The organism is Sediminibacterium sp. TEGAF015 (assembly GCF_025997995.1).
GTDB lineage: Bacteria > Bacteroidota > Bacteroidia > Chitinophagales > Chitinophagaceae > Sediminibacterium.
The window spans coordinates 1,559,800-1,576,507 of the sequence record NZ_AP026683.1 but is presented as its reverse complement, the minus strand read 5'-3'; the positions used below and the strand labels follow the sequence as shown (position 1 = coordinate 1,576,507).

The window sequence follows — 16,708 nt, the reverse complement described above, 5'->3', positions numbered from 1 at the left end:
ATACAGTAATTTAAAAATACTGAAACACAAATAGACCCACTGCTGCAAGAAGCATAAGAATAAAAGCCAGTATGCCAAAAATATTGCTCCCAATTCCGTTGGTGTATTGCCCCATGATTTTTTTATTGTTCGAAATATGTAAGATCACAGCAATTAGCACGGGTGCTGTTACTCCATATAAAATGGCTGCATAAATTAATGCGTTAATAGGAGATATGCCCAGGTAGTTGATACCCAGTCCCAATATTAAAGAGAGGGTAATAATGGAATAAAAAGCTTTGGCTTCATGAAATTTTTTATCTAGACCGTTTTCCCAATTAAATAATTCAGTAATCATATACGATAACGATCCGCTTAATACGGGAATTGCCAGAAATCCGGTTCCAATGATGCCTAAGGCAAATAAGATGTAGGCGGCATTTCCTGCTAAAGGCTTTAATGCTTTGGCCGCATCTTCTACTGTATCAATCTGATGGATGCCAGCTTTGAAAAGAACAGTGCCTGTAGTAAGGATGATAAAATACATCACGATATTCGAAAAAAGCATACCTGTGTCAATATCCTGTTTTAAAGCGGCTATTATTTTTTTGTTGACTACCAGTTTTTGTTTTTTATGTTTCAAATCTTCCATGGACATGGTTGCCTGCCAAAAAAACAAATAAGGTGAAATAGTAGTTCCCAGAATGCCCACAAGCATAGCCAGATATTCTTTGTTTAATTGAATACTTGGTATAAAAGTGTTTTTTAAAATGGTTCCAAAATCCTGCCTATAAAGAAAGGGAACTATGATATAGAATAATAAGACCAGACAGAGATATTTCAAAACAGCCGCGATTTTTTCATAGGGCAGGTAGATAATCAAAACCAATAAAATCATGGTAAAACTAACGCTGAAAAAATTTGCGTCTATGGATGGGAAAAGCAAATTACCCACTGCGCCCATGCCTGCAATATTGGCTCCAATATTCAATACGATGGCAGGAAAACTCAATAAAATAACTGAATACAAAACGGGCTTGGAATAGTGTTCTTTTAATGTACCCGCAAGGCCTTTCTGTGTTACCAATCCGATTCTTCCACAAATTTCCTGTACAGCAGCCATCATGGGGAAAGTCAATAATGCAGCCCAAAGTGTACCCAAGCCAAACTGAGCCCCTGCCTGTGAATAGGTGGCGATTCCGGAGGGATCATCATCGCTGGATCCCGTAACCAGCCCCGGACCTAGGTTCTTCCAGAATTTTGTAAATATATTTTGCTTTGGCTTCATGATACAATAGTTCTGAAAGTTAAGTTGATTCTGCTTCCCTTTATTTTTTTAGAAGGGGGTAGCTGGTGCAACCAGTGCTCTTGAATGGGGCCTTTCATGATTAATAAGCTCCCATTCTCTAAGATGAGTTCTTTTTTTTCTTGGGTTCGTTTATGTTTGAAACAAAATTTCCTGGCAGCGCCCAAACTTACTGATGCTATGGCGCCGTTTTTTTGTAATTCTTTTTCGTTGTCACTATGCCATCCCATCGATTCTTCTCCATTGTGGTAGAGATTCAATAAACAGGAATTATAAGTCTCTCCAGATATTTCCTCAATCTTTTTACGAATGCTGTTTAACGTGTTCGTAAAAGGCAAAGCTATTTTGGTGCTATTGGAATACCTGTATAAAAAGGGCTGGTCTCCATACCAGGCAACTTTTCTTTTGGTAATGATTTCTTTTCCAAACATGCGGATATGATCATTTTCCCAAACAATATCATGGAGTAGCTGTTGGCTGAAGGTTTGAATGTGTATCGGAGAGAAAATGGTTCCGTAATACAGTGCCAGACCATCGTAAGGTAGTAGCTGCTCTGGATTCTCCGCAATAGGAAAAAGGCTGTCCATGGATAATTACCCCGCATTAATGTTGGCAACAGAGTGAATGGCAGCGCTGATTTCAGTAATCAGGGAAATGTCTTTTTCAATTGCGTTGCCAACAACAATAATGTCGGCCCCGGCCTTGCAGTTGAGGTAAGCTTTCTCAGGGTCAACAATGCCTCCTCCTACTATCAAGGGGACTTCTATATGCTGGGCTACTTTTTCAATCATTTGTTCGGTAATAGGCCTTCTTGCCCCACTACCCGCATCCATATAAATTAATTTCATGCCCAGCATTTCACCCGCCATGGCAGTGCACATGGCAATTTCGCTTTTATCAGCTGGTATAGGAGAGGCGTTGGAAATATAGCTTACAGTAGTGGGTGCACCTCCATCAATTACCATGTACCCGGTAGGCATGATTTCCAGGCCGGATTTTTTAACAAAAGGGGCAGAAATCACATGCTGTCCTATCAGTAGTTCAGGGTTTCTTCCTGAAATCAATGAGAGGTACAACAATGCGTCTGCATATTTGCTAACCTGGGAAGGAGAGCCAGGGAATAAAATGACAGGTATGGAACAGTTGGCTTTAATTTGCTGGATACATTCGTCCAGATGGTGTGAAATCACCAAACTGCCACCCACAAAGAAATAATCCACTTTTGCTTCAATCGACAATTTTACCAATTCTGCAATGCTTTTGGCATTCACTTTATCAGGATCAATCAGTACGGCAAAGGACTTTTTCCCCGAACGCTTTTTGGTAATGAATTGCTGGTAAATGTTTTGCTTCATTCTAATAGGATGCTATTACAAAAATGCAGAAAAGTTTTCGTTTAATGCATTTTAAATACGGTTACCAATGTCGGGGGGAGACAAATACAGGCTTGTTTAACTTTTTAGGCCAAAAACATCAACCTATCGTATCTGCAATATTACCTAAAAATCTTATTGACACCTGTGTATAATCAGGGAAATTCAATGGGGATTTGAGCTCTGAAATTATCCACCTTCCTTATCCACAAGCTGTGTATATTTCAACTATTGGATTTTGAAAATGGAAGGATATTTTCGTCAACCGACCGATTTAACACGGTTTTGGGAAAACTGTTACATACATCTTAAACCACAATTTCGATATGCCTAATCCACGCACTCCCAAAGGCTTGCAATTCAGCCGCCGCTTCACCAAAGATGGTGTTAGTCCTTATGATATGTTTGAATACGATTACCGCGACAGCGTAATCAAAAATCCAAACGGTGAAAAAGTTTTTGAAATGAATAATGTAGAGGTTCCTAAGCAATGGAGCCAGATTGCTACTGATATTCTAGCTCAGAAATATTTCAGGAAAGCAGGTGTGCCTCAACCAGATGGTTCATTAGGCAGAGAAACAAGTGTAAAGCAAGTTGCACATAGAATGGCCCATTGCTGGAGAGTATGGGGTGAGCGCTATGGTTATTTTGCCAGTGAAAAAGATGCGCAGGTATTCTATGATGAATTGGCATACAGCATTTTGAATCAGGCATGTGTACCCAATTCACCACAGTGGTTTAATACAGGATTGCACGAAGTTTATGGTATTACTGGTAAGCCGCAAGGTCACTACTATGTAGATCCAAAAGATAGTAAATTAAAGAAATCAACCAATGCTTATGAGCGTCCTCAGCCACACGCATGTTTCATTCTAAGTGTAAGCGATGACTTGGTGAATGAAGGTGGTATCATGGACTTGTGGACCCGTGAAGCCAGAATTTTTAAATATGGTTCAGGTGTAGGTACGAACTTTTCTCAGATTCGTGGAAGTGGTGAAAAATTAAGCGGAGGTGGTACGTCAAGTGGTTTGATGAGTTTCCTGAAAATTGGTGACCGTGCAGCTGGTGCCATCAAGAGTGGTGGTACAACCCGTCGCGCAGCCAAAATGGTTTGTTTGGATTTGGATCATCCGGAAATCATGGAGTTCATTAACTGGAAAGTAGAAGAAGAAAAGAAAGTAGCTGCTTTAGTAGCTGCTGGTTACGATAATGGATATGAAGGGGAAGCGTATGCAACAGTATCTGGCCAGAATTCAAACAACTCTGTAAGAATACCAAACGAATTTTTCCATGCTTTGGAAGAAGGAAGAGACTGGGAGTTAAAAGCCAGAACAGATGGTAGAGTAATGAAGAAAATTCCATCCAGAGAAGTTTGGGATAAAATTGCTTATGCAGCATGGCGTTGTGCAGATCCTGGAACACAGTACGATACTACCATTAACGAATGGCATACCTGTCCAAAAGGTGGACGCATCAATGCATCTAACCCTTGTTCAGAGTACATGTTCCTAGACAATACTGCATGTAATCTTGCTTCTATCAACCTGCGTAAGTTTCATGATGACGATACCAATGTTTTTGATGTAGAAGGATTTGAATACACTACTCGTTTGTGGACCACTGTGCTGGAAATTTCTGTATTGATGGCTCAGTTCCCTTCTAAAGAAGTAGCGCAATTGTCTTACGATTACAGAACATTGGGTCTTGGTTTTGCCAACCTGGGTTCTATGTTAATGGTAAGCGGTATTGCTTATGATAGTGAAGAAGCAAGAGGAATTGCAGGTGCAATCTCAGCCATCATGACTGGTGTTGCTTACAAAACTTCTGCTGAAATGGCTTCTTTCCTTGGCACTTTTGATAAGTATGAAGAAAACAAGGAAGACATGTTACGTGTAATGCGCAACCATCGTGCTGCTGCATACGATGCAACTGAAGCCTATGTAGGGTTGGAAATTAAACCACAAGGTATTAAGGCTCAGTATTGTCCTGATTATATGTTAAAAGCAGCAACCCGTGCATGGGATGATGCTGTACAGTTGGGTGAAAAATATGGTTACCGCAATGCGCAAACTACGGTGATTGCACCAACCGGCACTATCGGTTTGGTGATGGATTGTGATACCACTGGTGTTGAGCCAGATTTCGCCTTGGTTAAATTCAAAAAGTTAAGCGGTGGTGGTTACTTTAAAATCATTAACCAGTCTGTTCCGCAGGCATTGAAGAATTTGGGTTACAGTGAATCAGAGGCTAAAGCCATTGAGCAATATGCTGTTGGTGCTGCCAGCTTTGAGAATGCTCCTTTCATTAACAATGCAAGCTTAGCAGCAAAAGGATTTACTGCGGCAGAAATTGAAAAATTAAACGGAGCGGCCAGATCTGCCTTTGAAATCGCTTTCATTTTCAACCGATTTACATTGGGTGATGAGTGTATGCAGCGTTTAGGTTTCACTCCTGAACAATATGAAGACTGGAGCTTTAATTTACTAGAAGCATTAGGCTTTACAGAAGATGAAATTGAAGCAGCGAATGATTATGTATGTGGTACCATGACAGTAGAAGGTGCTCCATTCCTGAAAGAAGCACACTTAACCGTGTTTGATTGTGCCAACAAATGTGGTAAGAAGGGGGAAAGATATATTCATGCTTACGGACATATCAGAATGATGGCCGCATGTCAGCCCTTCCTGAGTGGTGCTATTTCTAAAACCATCAACCTGCCTCATGAAGCAACAGTAGAAGAAATTGCAGATTGTTACATGCTTAGCTGGCAGTTAGGACTTAAAGCAAACGCTTTATACCGTGATGGTTCCAAACTAAGTCAGCCGCTGAGCAATAAGAGCGAAAAGAAAAAGAAAACAGAAGACACTGCCACAGAAGCTGTTGCAGAAGAAACAGCAGTAGCAGAAGCTTCAACCATCGTTGATTTGGGTCAGTTAACCGTAGATGAATTGCTGGAAGAAGTTACTAAGCGTATGACTGCATCTACAGATACAGAACTAAAGCGTGCTTTATCCAGAATAGTAGAAAGAAAATCTTTGCCTGCTAAGAGAAGAGGATTTACGCAGAAAGCAAAGATTGGAGGTCAGGTTGTTTTCTTAAGAACAGGTGAGTACAGTGACGGTACGCTAGGAGAGATTTTCATTGATCTGGCTAAAGAAGGTTCTACCCTTCGCAGCTTAATGAACTGTTTTGCCATTGCAGTTTCCGTTGGCTTACAATATGGTGTTCCATTGGAAGAGTTTGTTGATAAATTTGTCTTTACCCGCTTTGAACCAGCCGGTATGGTAGACCATCCGAATATTAAAACCACTACTTCATTGGTAGACTTCGTATTCCGTGCTTTAGGCTACGAATACCTGAACAGAACGGATCTGGTACATGTATTGGACAGACCAACTGTAGGTAATACAGGAGAAGAAGGAGATGCTACTTTTTTGGGAAAGCCCGAATTGAGTAGTGTAAGAGTTACCGCTCCTTCTCCTAATTCAAGTCCTGCAGAAGGCCCTGCTTCTTCTAAACTACAAAGAGCAGCAACCACTACAGCAGCAGCCGGTAACAGTGGAATGGATGCAGTAAACGCAGCAGCAAAGAGCATGCAAAGTGATGCGCCAGCTTGTAGTACCTGTGGTCATTTAACCATCAGAAGCGGAACTTGTTACAAGTGTTTAAACTGCGGAACTAGTATGGGATGCAGTTAATTCGATAGCAGTTAATCCCTGCCCTATATCTCCTTTGGACTTGCTCCAGAGGAGATTTTTTTTTGTCTCCTAGGATGCTTTGTTTAAATTGTAGAAACACTTGCAATGAAAATTTTACTTTCTAATTTGATTGCCATTCTTCTCGTTGGCTCCCTATTTTCACAGGCATTCGTTCAGCCCGCCAAACCCATAGTGAAACTGGCTCAACAGCAGTTTCTTTTTAAGAATGATAAGTCCATTAACTATCAAAAAGTGAAAATTGCAGAAATAAAAGATACTGCAGTCAAAGGGGTACAAATAGTACTAGATGGAATCAAAGGAATGGGAAAGTCACTGAATAAAATTCAAATATTCGAGCAAGAAGGGAAAACAGAATCTTCACAAATCATCTTCTTTCACGAAAATAAAATTGCGCAAAAATTATTCGTTCCTTACTGGTTTAGACATGTACAATCTACAGCGGATATCGCCGATTTTAATGGGGATGGAATTCCAGATATTAAGATTCGAATATTTACAGGAGGAAATGGATCGGCGGCATTACTGAATTATAAAGTGTTTTTGATTAGCCAGCCAAACAAATATCGCGTATCTAGTTTTGTTGATTTTTCATCTGAAAAAGAATACGATTTCAATAAAGATGGCATTGCAGAAATAATAGGCTGTACCACCACCAATTACAAAGGCCATAACTACTGGGTCTATAATTTATATAATTGGAAGAATGGTGCACTGGCCATGGTTTCTAAAGAATATGGTTACCCAATTTGGACCAGGGTAGATAATAAAACAAATAAGCTGATTGCTACAGATATTCCGGATGATATACGAATGACAACCCTTCGTTCTTTTCCAACAGAATACTTCGTAAGATAAGTGGATGCATTCATCAAAAATGCATTTTCATTAGCAGTAAAATTATTACATTCATGGTTCTAACGACCAAGATTAAAAATGCGATATGGGAGATTTTCAAATTAAAAAGCAACCGAAGCAATACGATGTGGTAATTGTCGGTTCAGGTGCAGGTGGTGGAATGGCTGCCTATACTTTATCTAAAGCCGGATTAAAAGTTTGTTTGCTGGAAGCGGGAGAAGATTATGATCCTGCTGTAAACTCTTCTCAATTAAAAAATCCATGGGAATCACCCAGAAGAGGTGCCAGTACCAAGTTCAGACCCTTTGGGGATTTTGACGGCTGTTATTGGGGATGGGAGATTGATGGCGAGCCGTATACACAGGCTCCGGGAAGTCAGAAGTTTGAATGGTGGAGAGCGCGTATGATGGGCGGTCGTACCAATCATTGGGGTAGAATTTCTTTGCGTTTTGGTCCTAAGGATTTCAAAAGAAAAAGTATTGATGGATTAGGGGAAGACTGGCCAATTGGCTATGAAGACGTAAAACCCTACTACGATAAGATTGATAAATTGATTGGCGTATTTGGTAGTAACGAGGGATTGGAAAATGATCCGGATGGCATTTTCTTGCCACCACCCAAACCCCGCTTACACGAACTGATGATTAAGAAAGCCGCAACAGGAATCGGTATTCCTGTTATACCTTCCCGATTATCTATTCTTACTAAAAAAATTAATGAAGAGCGTGGTGCTTGCTTCTTCTGTGCACAGTGTAACCGAAGCTGTAAAGTCTATGGTGATTTTTCATCTGGTTCGGTATTAGTAAAGCCGGCCTTGAAAACCGGGAATGTGGATGTAATTACGCAGGCAATGGCCCGAGAGGTTATCACGAATGCAGAAGGGCTGGCTACAGGAATTTCTTATGTAAATAAAATAGACAGTCAGGAATACCAGGTAAATGGTCGTGTAGTCATTTTAGCTGCTAGTACCTGTGAAACCGCTAGGTTGTTGTTAAACTCAAAATCAAAAAGACATCCGAATGGATTGGCCAATGAAAGCAATGTGGTAGGAAAATACCTGCATGATTCTACAGGCGCGGCCATGGGTGGTGTATTGCCGGAACTCTTTGGCAGAAAGCGTTACAACGAAGACGGTGTAGGTGGTATGCACGTTTATACGCCTTGGTGGTTAGACAATAAAAAACTAGATTTCCCAAGAGGATACCATATTGAATACTGGGGTGGCATGAGTCAGCCTGCTTACGGATTTGGTATGGGCATGCAGGGACTGAATGGCAAGTACCAGGTAAATGGGAAAACCAAGGAAGCAGGCGGATATGGAGCTTCCTTAAAAGAAGATGTGCGCTTTTTCTATGGAGCGGGTGTGGGTATGGCAGGCAGAGGAGAATCGGTACCAGATATTAACAACTACTGTGAAATTGATCCAACCGTAGTAGATAAATGGGGCATACCTGTATTGCGTTTCAATACCCGTCATTCTGAATATGAAATTAAGCAGGCCAAGCACATGAAAGAAACTTTCAAGGAAATCATGCACAATATGGGTGCTGTTATTACCTGGGGAGCCGATGATGATGCTTCCAACAACTATGGCTTGTCCAATCCTGGAAACATTATTCATGAAGCAGGTACAGTGAGAATGGGTAACGACAAAAAAACCTCTGCACTGAATAAATGGAGTCAGGCACATGATTGTAAAACCTTGTTCTGTGTAGATGGTTCTCAGTTTGTATCTCAGGCAGACAAGAATATCACCTGGACCATTCTGGCACTCAGTATGCGCGCCAGTGAATACATTATTGATGAAATGAAAAAACAAAACTTATAATATGGACAGGAGAAAATCGATTAAAGCACTGATGATTGGTACTGTTGGTGCCGGTGTTTTCGTAGAAGCCTGCACCAGTGCAGATAAGAAGAATATAGCCAGTTCTGCAGACGCTGCTTTGGCAGATCGCATGCAGGAAGAAAAAGCCTATCTCGCTAAAATAGAAAAAGAACCCAAGTTCTTTACAGAACATGAAATGGCCACTATTACAGTGCTGGGGGATATCATTATTCCAAAGGATGAAGTAAGCGGTAGTGCCAGCGAAGCCAAAGTGCCAGAATTCATTGAATTTATTGTAAAAGATATGCCATCGCATCAAACGCCGCTAAGAGGGGGATTGCGTTGGTTAGACCTGCATTGTTATAAGTTATATGAAAAGGCGTTTGTAAATCTAACTGCGGCGCAACAATTATCTGTAGTTGATTCCATTGCTTATCCAAATAAAGCACCTAAGGAATTAGCACAGGGTGTGGCTTTCTTTAATAGCATGCGTGATTTAGTGACCACAGGATTCTACACCACCGAAATGGGTGTGAAAGACCTAGGCTATGTAGGGAATGCACCGAATCAATGGAATGGCGTTCCGGAGGATGTGTTGAAGCAATACAATATGGCTTACACCGAAAAAGAATTGAAAGAGTGCGTGAGTTTTAGTTAACTCACGCCACTTCCCGGATTGATTTTGTCTTCCGGATTCACAAAGTGCAATTTGCCATTAGCGTCTTCTGCCATCAGAATCATGCCATTGCTTTCGATGCCGCGCATTTTACGAGGGGCTAAATTACATACAACAGTTACCTGTTTGCCAACTATATCTTCTGGGCTAAAGTGCATCGCAATACCAGAAACAATGGTGCGGACTTCAAAACCAAGATCCACCTGCAGTTTCAATAACTTATCAGCTTTCTCTACTTTTTCAGCAGCTACAATGGTGCCTACTTTCAAATCAATCTTAGCGAAATCGTCGAATACGATTTCTGGTTTTACAAGAGATTGCGCTGAAGCTTCACCTTTGGTAGTTGATTCAACAGGAGCAGTACTTGCTTTTGCAGATGAAATATTTGCAGTGGTTTGAGTAGTATTGTTGACGGATGGTAGAATGCTTTCTTTGTTCACTGCTGCTGCTTTTAGTTTTTCAATTTGCTTACTGATTTCTTCGTCTTCAATTTTTCTGAACAACAATTCAGGTGCTCTTAAACTATATCCTACACTTACCAGTTTCATGCTGCCAGCGTTTTCCCAGTCCAGCATTTTGTCAACTACTTTTAGTAAGTAGCAGATTTTTTTGGCAGTAAAGGGTAGGAATGGGTTGATTAGAATCGCCAAATTAGCGGTAAGCTGTAAACATATATGCAGACAGTTGTCAATTAGTTTTTGTGCTTCCGGATTGGCTTCCAGTTGTTTGGCAATGATCCAAGGTTCTTTTTTCTGCATGTACTGGTTACCAATTCTGGCAAGGTTAATTACTTCGAATTGAGCATCCCTGAACTTGTATTCTTCCAGTAGTTTTTCAACTTTTTCTTTAGTTTGTCTTATTTCAGCGATGGTAGCATGGTCCAGTTCATCCATTACTTCTGCGTGCAATGGCGGTACTTTCCCCTTGCATAATTTGTGCATCAATACCAAGGCTCGATTAATGAAATTCCCGAAGATGCTAACCAACTCACTGTTGTTGGCATCTTGAAATCCCTTCCAGGTAAATTCGCTGTCCTTGCTTTCAGGAGCTATGGCAGTTAGGTAGTAGCGTAAAGTATCAGCCAGTTGTGATCCTCCGTTCTCCGGCTTAATGAAATCGTTGATATAATCTTCCATTTCTAGTTTCCAGTTTCTGCTGGTACTCATTTTATCGCCTTCAAGGTTCATGAATTCATTGGCAGGAACATTGTCGGGTAAAATATTTCCGTGCAATTGCAACATCACTGGGAAAATAATACAGTGAAATACAATATTGTCTTTACCAATAAAATGAATCAGTTTGGTTTCCTTGTCTTCCCAGTAGGGTTTCCAGTCTTTGCCTGCATTCAATGCCCATTGTTTGGTAGCGCTGATATAACCAATTGGCGCATCAAACCATACATACAATACTTTACCTGCACTGCCTTCCACATCTTTGGGTACTGCAACGCCCCAATCTAGATCGCGCGTTACTGCTCTGGGTTGCAGGCCTCCATCAATCCAGCTTTTGCACTGACCCACCACTGTGGAGCGCCAATCATTGGCATGTTCTTCTAATATCCATTTGCGTAAAAAATCTTCGTGTCTGTCTAGCGGCAGGTACCAATGTTTGGTGGTCTTTTTAACAGGTGCATTTCCACTTAGGGTACTCACTGGGTTAATCAGTTCATCCGGACTCAAACTCTTACCACAGCTTTCGCACTGATCTCCATAAGCTGCTGTAAATCCACAGTTGGGGCAGGTGCCTTTGATGTATCTATCGGCCAGAAAACTCTGTGCCTGTTCATCATAATATTGTTCTGATTCTTTGGTAATTAAATCTCCCTTGCTGTTCAGTGCTGTAAAAAACTCACTTGCCGTCTCGTGGTGAATGGGAGAACTGGTGCGGTGATAAATATCAAAGGAAATGCCCAGGTCTTTAAAGTTCTGTTCTATAATGGGATGATACTTGTCTATAATGGCCTGTGCAGTGGTTCCTTCTTTGGTTGCCTGAATAGGAATGGCTGTTCCGTGTTCGTCACTTCCACATACAAATACCACGTCTCTTTTTTGTGCTCTTAAATAGCGCACATAAATATCTGCTGGCAAATATGCACCGGCCAGGTGTCCAATATGTTTTAGCCCGTTCGCATAGGGAAGGGCGGCAGTAATTAAATATCGCTTCGGTTGCTTCATAATCTTTCCTGCTTTTGCAGTGGGCAAAGGTACTAAAAGCCAATTTATTTGGAAATTTCAGAATCTGATGTATATTTGATATCAAATTAATATCAAATTAAATTTTATGGAAAAGACCATTAAAGCAGCACAAGGGTTTCTGGTTTTATTGCTAGTTACTGTTATGGTGGCTGCAGGCATATATGTACTTACCCAATTAAAGGGTGTGGAATCCGGTGCCAGATCTTTATACATCTGGTTTGCAGTAATCGATTTTACTGTTTCTTTCTTTTTGCTATTTGGCTTAGTAGTGGTTCAGCCCAATACAAGTGTGGTACTTACTTTCTTTGGTAAATATGTAGGTACGGTAAAAGAAAACGGATTGATATTCGTGAATCCTTTGTATACCAAACAGAAAGTGTCGTTGCGTTTACAAAGTTTAGAAAGTACCAAGTTAAAAGTAAACGATAAGCTGGGTAACCCTATTGAAATTGCCGCGGTTATTTTATGGCAGATTGAAGACACGTACAAAGTATGTTTTGACGTAGTGAATTTCTCTAGTTATATGACCAACCAGAGTGAAGCAGCATTAAGACATCTGGCTTCAACTTGCCCATATGATAGCATTGAAGATGAAAAAGCTTCTGTTACTTTAAGAGATGGTGGCGAAAAAGTAATTGAAATGTTAGAGTCTGAGTTAAATGAACGCATGCTAAAAGCAGGTATCGTAATTAAGGAAGCACGTATTAGTCACTTGGCTTACGCACCTGAAATTGCTCACGCTATGTTGCAGCGTCAGCAGGCTACTGCTATTGTTGCAGCAAGAAGTAAAATAGTAGAAGGGGCAGTAGGTATGGTAGAAATGGCGTTGGACCTGCTTTCTGAAAAGCAAATGGTAGAATTGGATGAAGAACGAAAAGCTGTGATGGTAAGCAATTTGCTGGTAGTGCTCTGTGGAGACAGATCAGTATCGCCTGTAGTGAATACAGGGACATTGCATCAATAATAAATGAGTTGTTTTGAGTAAGAAATCTTTTGTATTAAGAATAGATCAGCAGTCGTATGCCGCCCTTGAAAAATGGGCGGCAGACGAGTTTAGAAGCGTCAACGGTCAAATTGAAATGTTGATTGATCAGGCGTTAAAAGCTGCCGGTCGAAAAAAAGAAAGTGCTGCCATAAAAACCAAACCCAAGAAAAATCCATAATGAAAAGAAATTCTTTTTTACAAATGGCGGGAATGGGTTTGATGAGCATACCCTTACTTGCTACTCCATTAGGTGCTGCAGCAACTGATCGTGGCGCCAGAAAAATGAAACATCCCCGTTATTTGCAACCGGGTGATACCATTGGCATTACCTGCCCTGCGGGTTTTGCATTGGAAGAAACCATTCAACCCTGCAAAACCATTTTGGAATCCTGGGGATACAAAGTAATATTGGGGGCAACTGTTGGAAAAACCGATCATACATTTGGAGGAACAGACGCAGAGCGAGCGGCAGACTTTCAGTATATGATGGATGATCCCAAAATACAGGCTATTCTCTGCGCAACAGGAGGTTACGGAACAGTGCGCATTATTGATCAACTCAACTTCAGTCATTTTAGGAAATATCCTAAATGGATAATTGGATTCAGTGATATAACCGTATTGCATAGTCATTTACACCAGGTAGTGGGGGTGGCCAGTATTCATGCGAAAATGTGTGGCAGTTTTCCCAAGGATTGGGAGTTGGCAGATGAAGTGCAAAAAGCAACCATACTCTCTATTAAAGATGCACTGGAAGGAAGAAAAGTAAATTATCCTGCAGTCACTGCTTCCGCTAACCGGTTGGGTATGGCGGAAGGAAAAATTATTGGTGGCAATTTAAAAATTTTAGAGAACCTGAATGGTTCAGCTTCAATGATACAAACCAAGGGCAAGATATTGGTGCTCGAAGATGTAGGAGAACCCCTTTACAATATAGACCGTATGTTCTGTAATTTGCTTCGTTCCGGAAAGCTAGATCAGTTGAAAGGATTGATTATTGGCAGTTTCAGCAACATTAAAGCAGACAATCCTGCTGTTCCTTTTGGAAGAGATATCTATACCATTGTACAGGAAAAAATTGGGGCATTTACCTATCCTGTATGTTTTGATTTTCCGGTTGGTCATATCAAAAATAATTTTGCCTTAAAAATGGGAATGCCACATCGCTTATTGGTGAGTAACGATAAAGTTGAACTTCAAGAATTATAATGTATGATTAAGCAACCACCCTTTTTAAAGAAAGGTGATACCATCGCCATTACCTGTCCTGCTGGATACATGGAAGCGGCGAATATTAAAACCTGTGTAAAAACCCTTCAAGGCTGGGGCTTTCAAGTGCTAATTGGCAAAACAGTGGGAAGTGATTCCACGAATTACTTCAGTGGAACCGATGAAGAAAGAAGAGATGAACTGCAAGCCATGCTAGATGAGCCTTCTGTAAAAGCCATTCTTTGTGGAAGAGGAGGTTATGGAGTTACCCGCATCATTGAGCAATTGAATTTTACTGCATTCAAAAAAAATCCGAAGTGGATCATTGGCTTCAGTGATATTACTGTTTTACATTCCTATTTATTTAGTAAGTGCAAAGTCGCTTCCCTCCATGCGCCCATGGCCAATGCTTTTAATAAAGGGGGCGCAAATGGACCATATGTGCAGTCTCTCTACAAATCCATCACTGGCAAAAAGAATCAGTATGCGTGCAAGCCTTATGCTAAGAACAAGTTGGGAAAAGCAACGGGTGCTTTAGTAGGAGGCAATCTTGCACTGCTGGCTCACCTGGCCGGATCATCGCTTTTGTATAAAACGAAGGGGGCTATTTTATTTATTGAAGATGTTGGGGAGTATCTATATAATATTGATCGTATGATAATCCAGTTAAAACGGGCAGGAGTATTGAGGCAATTGAGTGGGTTAATCATTGGAGGTTTTACGGATACCAAAGACACAGTCAGACCATTTGGGAAAAAAGTGGAGCAAATCATAGCTGAGCATATTGTGGAATATGACTATCCGGTCTGTTTTCATTTCCCGGTAAGTCATGCCAAAGCAAATGTTTCGCTGAAAGTGGGACTGCCGGTTAGTTTGCGTGTGACGAATCAGTCGGTTACAATGACAGAATTGTAAGATTTAAAAAGATCCATTTAATAGCAATCTGAAAATTACTGCATCAGTTTATTCAACTCCTGCTGCATGATTTTACTTTCAGTTAAATTATTGTGTATGCCTTCAGGAATTGTAATAAATGCATCTCCTTTTTTTAATAGAGGTGCTAATTTCTTTGCATTACTATAAGGAATTACACCATCATCGGTACCATGAAAAATTCGAATCGGTGCAATTACTTTGGGCAGGTATTCCGAAGTGGGAAATTTAAAATGCAATAACTGTTGCAGCGGATACATGAACAAATACTTCCCCAGTAAAGATTGCATACTATAGTAGGGTGTTTCCAATAACAGTGCTTTACAATCCCTAGTAGAAGCCAGCTGAGCAGCAATACCTGTTCCTATTGATTTTCCGTAAACAATAATCTGATCTGGTTTAAACCGGATCTTTGCCAACATGTACAATTGCAAAGCACCTTCATACAGATTTTCTTCTGTAAGGTCGCCGGTTGATTTGCCAAATTTGGGATAATCAATCATCCAAACTTCGTACTTGTTTCGGGTAAACAATTCGGCATAGGGAGCATATCGGCCAATGTTTTTCTGATTGCCATGAAAATATAAAACCACGCCCTTGCGAATGCTGTCTGGTACTGTAAAATGTACTACATGAAATTTTGTATTGGCATCTAGCGGAATCATTGATTCCTGATAAGGTTGGGTAAAACCATAGCTACTGTTTGCTTCTACCGCTTTGGGATGAAAGAGTAAATGGTCTTGAAGGATGAACAATACAGATCCCACTAGCGCATAGAGCAATAAACCTATTTTCAGATAGAAGAAGAAAGTAATTTTTTTCACGGGATAAAGGTAAGCAGAATGAATGCTTAATATTTTAAGATATCCCTAATAAAATTATGGTATTCGGCAAACGAGGGTAGGTTATTGTGTCCTCCACCATGAATACTTATGAGGGTAATTTTATGGGGATTGATTTGTTGCAATTTTTGACTGTGTTTTATGGGGATTAGCCAGTCTTTTGTGCCGTGAATGATATAAGTGTGGCAGTTAACTTTTCGTATCCACTGATCGGTTTGTAATTTATAGCGTAAAGTGAGTTTGTGTGGAATGAAAGGAGTAAATCGTTCTGCTACTTTTATAAAACTATAATAGGGGGCGTCTAAAATGAGATAGCGAGGAGAATTGTCTGCAGCAATTTTAGTGGCAAAACCGCTACCTAAACTTCGGCCATATATGAGCATATGGTGTTCAGGATATTTGAGTTTCAATTGCTCATATACAAACTGCATATCGGCCAGCATTTCTTTTTCACTTCTTTTGCCCGTACTTTTTCCAAATCCACGGTAGTCTACTAAGACCACATCGTATTGGAATCGATAAAAGTCCTTGGCATATTTGGCCCAGCCTTTGATGCTTCTGGAATTGCCATGAAAATAGAGGATCAGTCCTTTGGGTTCTTTTACATAAAAATGCAAACCATTGATGCGCACGCCTGGTTCCACATCAAAAAATAATTCTTCAAAAGGAGCATCGTACTTGTATTCAAAGTCCGGGGCTAGTTTTTCTGGTTTGAAAATAAGTTTCTCTTGGATTAAATATCCAATGATTACGATGAGCAAGTAACCCGCTAATACATACAATAGAACGGTACCCAAATGATTTGATT

General features: G+C 40.5%; 14 protein-coding genes. 8 read left to right on the top strand and 6 right to left on the bottom strand.

Going from position 1 to position 16,708, the window contains the following annotated elements:
- Positions 1-10: 10 nt before the first annotated feature.
- The 3 genes from TEGAF0_RS07170 to TEGAF0_RS07160 are packed head-to-tail and all read right to left on the bottom strand — an operon-like array spanning position 11 to position 2,640.
- Complete coding sequence (locus TEGAF0_RS07170) at positions 11-1,267, bottom strand: NRAMP family divalent metal transporter (protein WP_264897310.1); 1,257 nt, start codon at positions 1,265-1,267, stop codon at positions 11-13.
- On the bottom strand, positions 1,264-1,872 hold the full coding sequence (locus tag TEGAF0_RS07165) for an alpha-ketoglutarate-dependent dioxygenase AlkB family protein (protein ID WP_264897308.1): 609 nt from the start codon (positions 1,870-1,872) through the stop codon (positions 1,264-1,266). The genes TEGAF0_RS07170 and TEGAF0_RS07165 overlap by 4 nt, the downstream gene beginning before the upstream one ends.
- 6 nt (positions 1,873-1,878) lie before the next feature.
- Entirely contained in the window at positions 1,879-2,640 is a 762-nt protein-coding gene (locus TEGAF0_RS07160; RefSeq protein WP_264897306.1) for a phosphoglycerol geranylgeranyltransferase, read from the bottom strand.
- 344 nt (positions 2,641-2,984) lie between these two features.
- Between TEGAF0_RS07160 and TEGAF0_RS07155 the strand changes: the two genes are divergently transcribed.
- The 4 genes from TEGAF0_RS07155 to TEGAF0_RS07140 all read left to right on the top strand — a co-directional run bounded on the left by TEGAF0_RS07155 (position 2,985) and on the right by TEGAF0_RS07140 (position 9,718).
- Positions 2,985-6,356, top strand: a complete 3,372-nt coding sequence (locus tag TEGAF0_RS07155; RefSeq protein WP_264897304.1) for a vitamin B12-dependent ribonucleotide reductase — start codon at positions 2,985-2,987, stop codon at positions 6,354-6,356.
- Between the two features lie 105 nt (positions 6,357-6,461).
- The gene (locus TEGAF0_RS07150) at positions 6,462-7,232 is read left to right on the top strand and encodes an FG-GAP repeat domain-containing protein (RefSeq protein ID WP_264897302.1); all 771 of its coding nucleotides are present in this window, start codon (positions 6,462-6,464) and stop codon (positions 7,230-7,232) included.
- Between the two features lie 85 nt (positions 7,233-7,317).
- Positions 7,318-9,060: a GMC oxidoreductase gene (locus TEGAF0_RS07145; RefSeq protein ID WP_264897300.1), complete on the top strand. Its 1,743-nt coding sequence runs from the start codon at positions 7,318-7,320 to the stop codon at positions 9,058-9,060.
- Position 9,061: 1 nt separating this feature from the next.
- On the top strand, positions 9,062-9,718 hold the full coding sequence (locus TEGAF0_RS07140; protein ID WP_264897298.1) for a gluconate 2-dehydrogenase subunit 3 family protein: 657 nt from the start codon (positions 9,062-9,064) through the stop codon (positions 9,716-9,718).
- Here TEGAF0_RS07140 and metG read toward each other — a convergent pair.
- The gene (gene metG, locus TEGAF0_RS07135; RefSeq protein WP_264897296.1) at positions 9,715-11,910 is read right to left on the bottom strand and encodes a methionine--tRNA ligase; all 2,196 of its coding nucleotides are present in this window, start codon (positions 11,908-11,910) and stop codon (positions 9,715-9,717) included. The two genes, TEGAF0_RS07140 and metG, sit on opposite strands and share 4 nt — an antisense overlap.
- A 106-nt stretch (positions 11,911-12,016) precedes the next feature.
- On the opposite strand from metG, the gene TEGAF0_RS07130 reads away from it, so the two are divergent.
- Genes TEGAF0_RS07130 through TEGAF0_RS07115 form a run of 4 tightly spaced genes read left to right on the top strand, consistent with a single transcriptional unit; the run spans position 12,017 to position 15,040 of the window.
- Positions 12,017-12,895, top strand: coding sequence for an SPFH domain-containing protein (locus TEGAF0_RS07130; protein WP_264897295.1), 879 nt, complete (start codon positions 12,017-12,019; stop codon positions 12,893-12,895).
- A 13-nt stretch (positions 12,896-12,908) separates the two neighbouring features.
- Positions 12,909-13,094 carry a type II toxin-antitoxin system antitoxin gene (locus tag TEGAF0_RS07125; protein WP_264897293.1) on the top strand — a complete coding sequence of 62 codons (186 nt, stop codon included), beginning with the start codon at positions 12,909-12,911 and terminating at the stop codon, positions 13,092-13,094.
- On the top strand, positions 13,094-14,125 hold the full coding sequence (locus tag TEGAF0_RS07120; protein WP_264897291.1) for a S66 peptidase family protein: 1,032 nt from the start codon (positions 13,094-13,096) through the stop codon (positions 14,123-14,125). Before TEGAF0_RS07125 ends, TEGAF0_RS07120 begins: the two co-directional genes overlap by 1 nt.
- A gap of 3 nt (positions 14,126-14,128) precedes the next feature.
- Positions 14,129-15,040 (top strand): S66 peptidase family protein, encoded by a 912-nt coding sequence (locus tag TEGAF0_RS07115; RefSeq protein WP_264897290.1) that lies wholly within the window; start codon positions 14,129-14,131, stop codon positions 15,038-15,040.
- Between the two features lie 35 nt (positions 15,041-15,075).
- Here the strand turns inward: TEGAF0_RS07115 and TEGAF0_RS07110 are convergent, their stop codons facing one another.
- Positions 15,076-15,882, bottom strand: coding sequence for an alpha/beta hydrolase (locus tag TEGAF0_RS07110; protein ID WP_264897288.1), 807 nt, complete (start codon positions 15,880-15,882; stop codon positions 15,076-15,078).
- 26 nt (positions 15,883-15,908) lie between these two features.
- Entirely contained in the window at positions 15,909-16,697 is a 789-nt protein-coding gene (locus TEGAF0_RS07105; RefSeq protein ID WP_264897286.1) for an alpha/beta hydrolase, read from the bottom strand.
- Positions 16,698-16,708 lie beyond the last annotated feature (11 nt).

Excerpts from the sequence above, each read along its gene's own strand:
- TEGAF0_RS07170 (WP_264897310.1), bottom strand. The coding sequence starts at position 1,267 with ATGAAGCCAAAGCAAAATATATTTACAAAATTCTGGAAGAACCTAGGT.
- TEGAF0_RS07160 (WP_264897306.1), bottom strand. The coding sequence starts at position 2,640 with ATGAAGCAAAACATTTACCAGCAATTCATTACCAAAAAGCGTTCGGGG.
- TEGAF0_RS07145 (WP_264897300.1), top strand. The coding sequence starts at position 7,318 with ATGGGAGATTTTCAAATTAAAAAGCAACCGAAGCAATACGATGTGGTA.
- TEGAF0_RS07150 (WP_264897302.1), top strand. The coding sequence starts at position 6,462 with ATGAAAATTTTACTTTCTAATTTGATTGCCATTCTTCTCGTTGGCTCC.
- TEGAF0_RS07130 (WP_264897295.1), top strand. The coding sequence starts at position 12,017 with ATGGAAAAGACCATTAAAGCAGCACAAGGGTTTCTGGTTTTATTGCTA.
- metG (WP_264897296.1), bottom strand. The coding sequence starts at position 11,910 with ATGAAGCAACCGAAGCGATATTTAATTACTGCCGCCCTTCCCTATGCG.
- TEGAF0_RS07140 (WP_264897298.1), top strand. The coding sequence starts at position 9,062 with ATGGACAGGAGAAAATCGATTAAAGCACTGATGATTGGTACTGTTGGT.
- TEGAF0_RS07155 (WP_264897304.1), top strand. The coding sequence starts at position 2,985 with ATGCCTAATCCACGCACTCCCAAAGGCTTGCAATTCAGCCGCCGCTTC.
- TEGAF0_RS07120 (WP_264897291.1), top strand. The coding sequence starts at position 13,094 with ATGAAAAGAAATTCTTTTTTACAAATGGCGGGAATGGGTTTGATGAGC.
- TEGAF0_RS07115 (WP_264897290.1), top strand. The coding sequence starts at position 14,129 with ATGATTAAGCAACCACCCTTTTTAAAGAAAGGTGATACCATCGCCATT.
- TEGAF0_RS07165 (WP_264897308.1), bottom strand. The coding sequence starts at position 1,872 with ATGGACAGCCTTTTTCCTATTGCGGAGAATCCAGAGCAGCTACTACCT.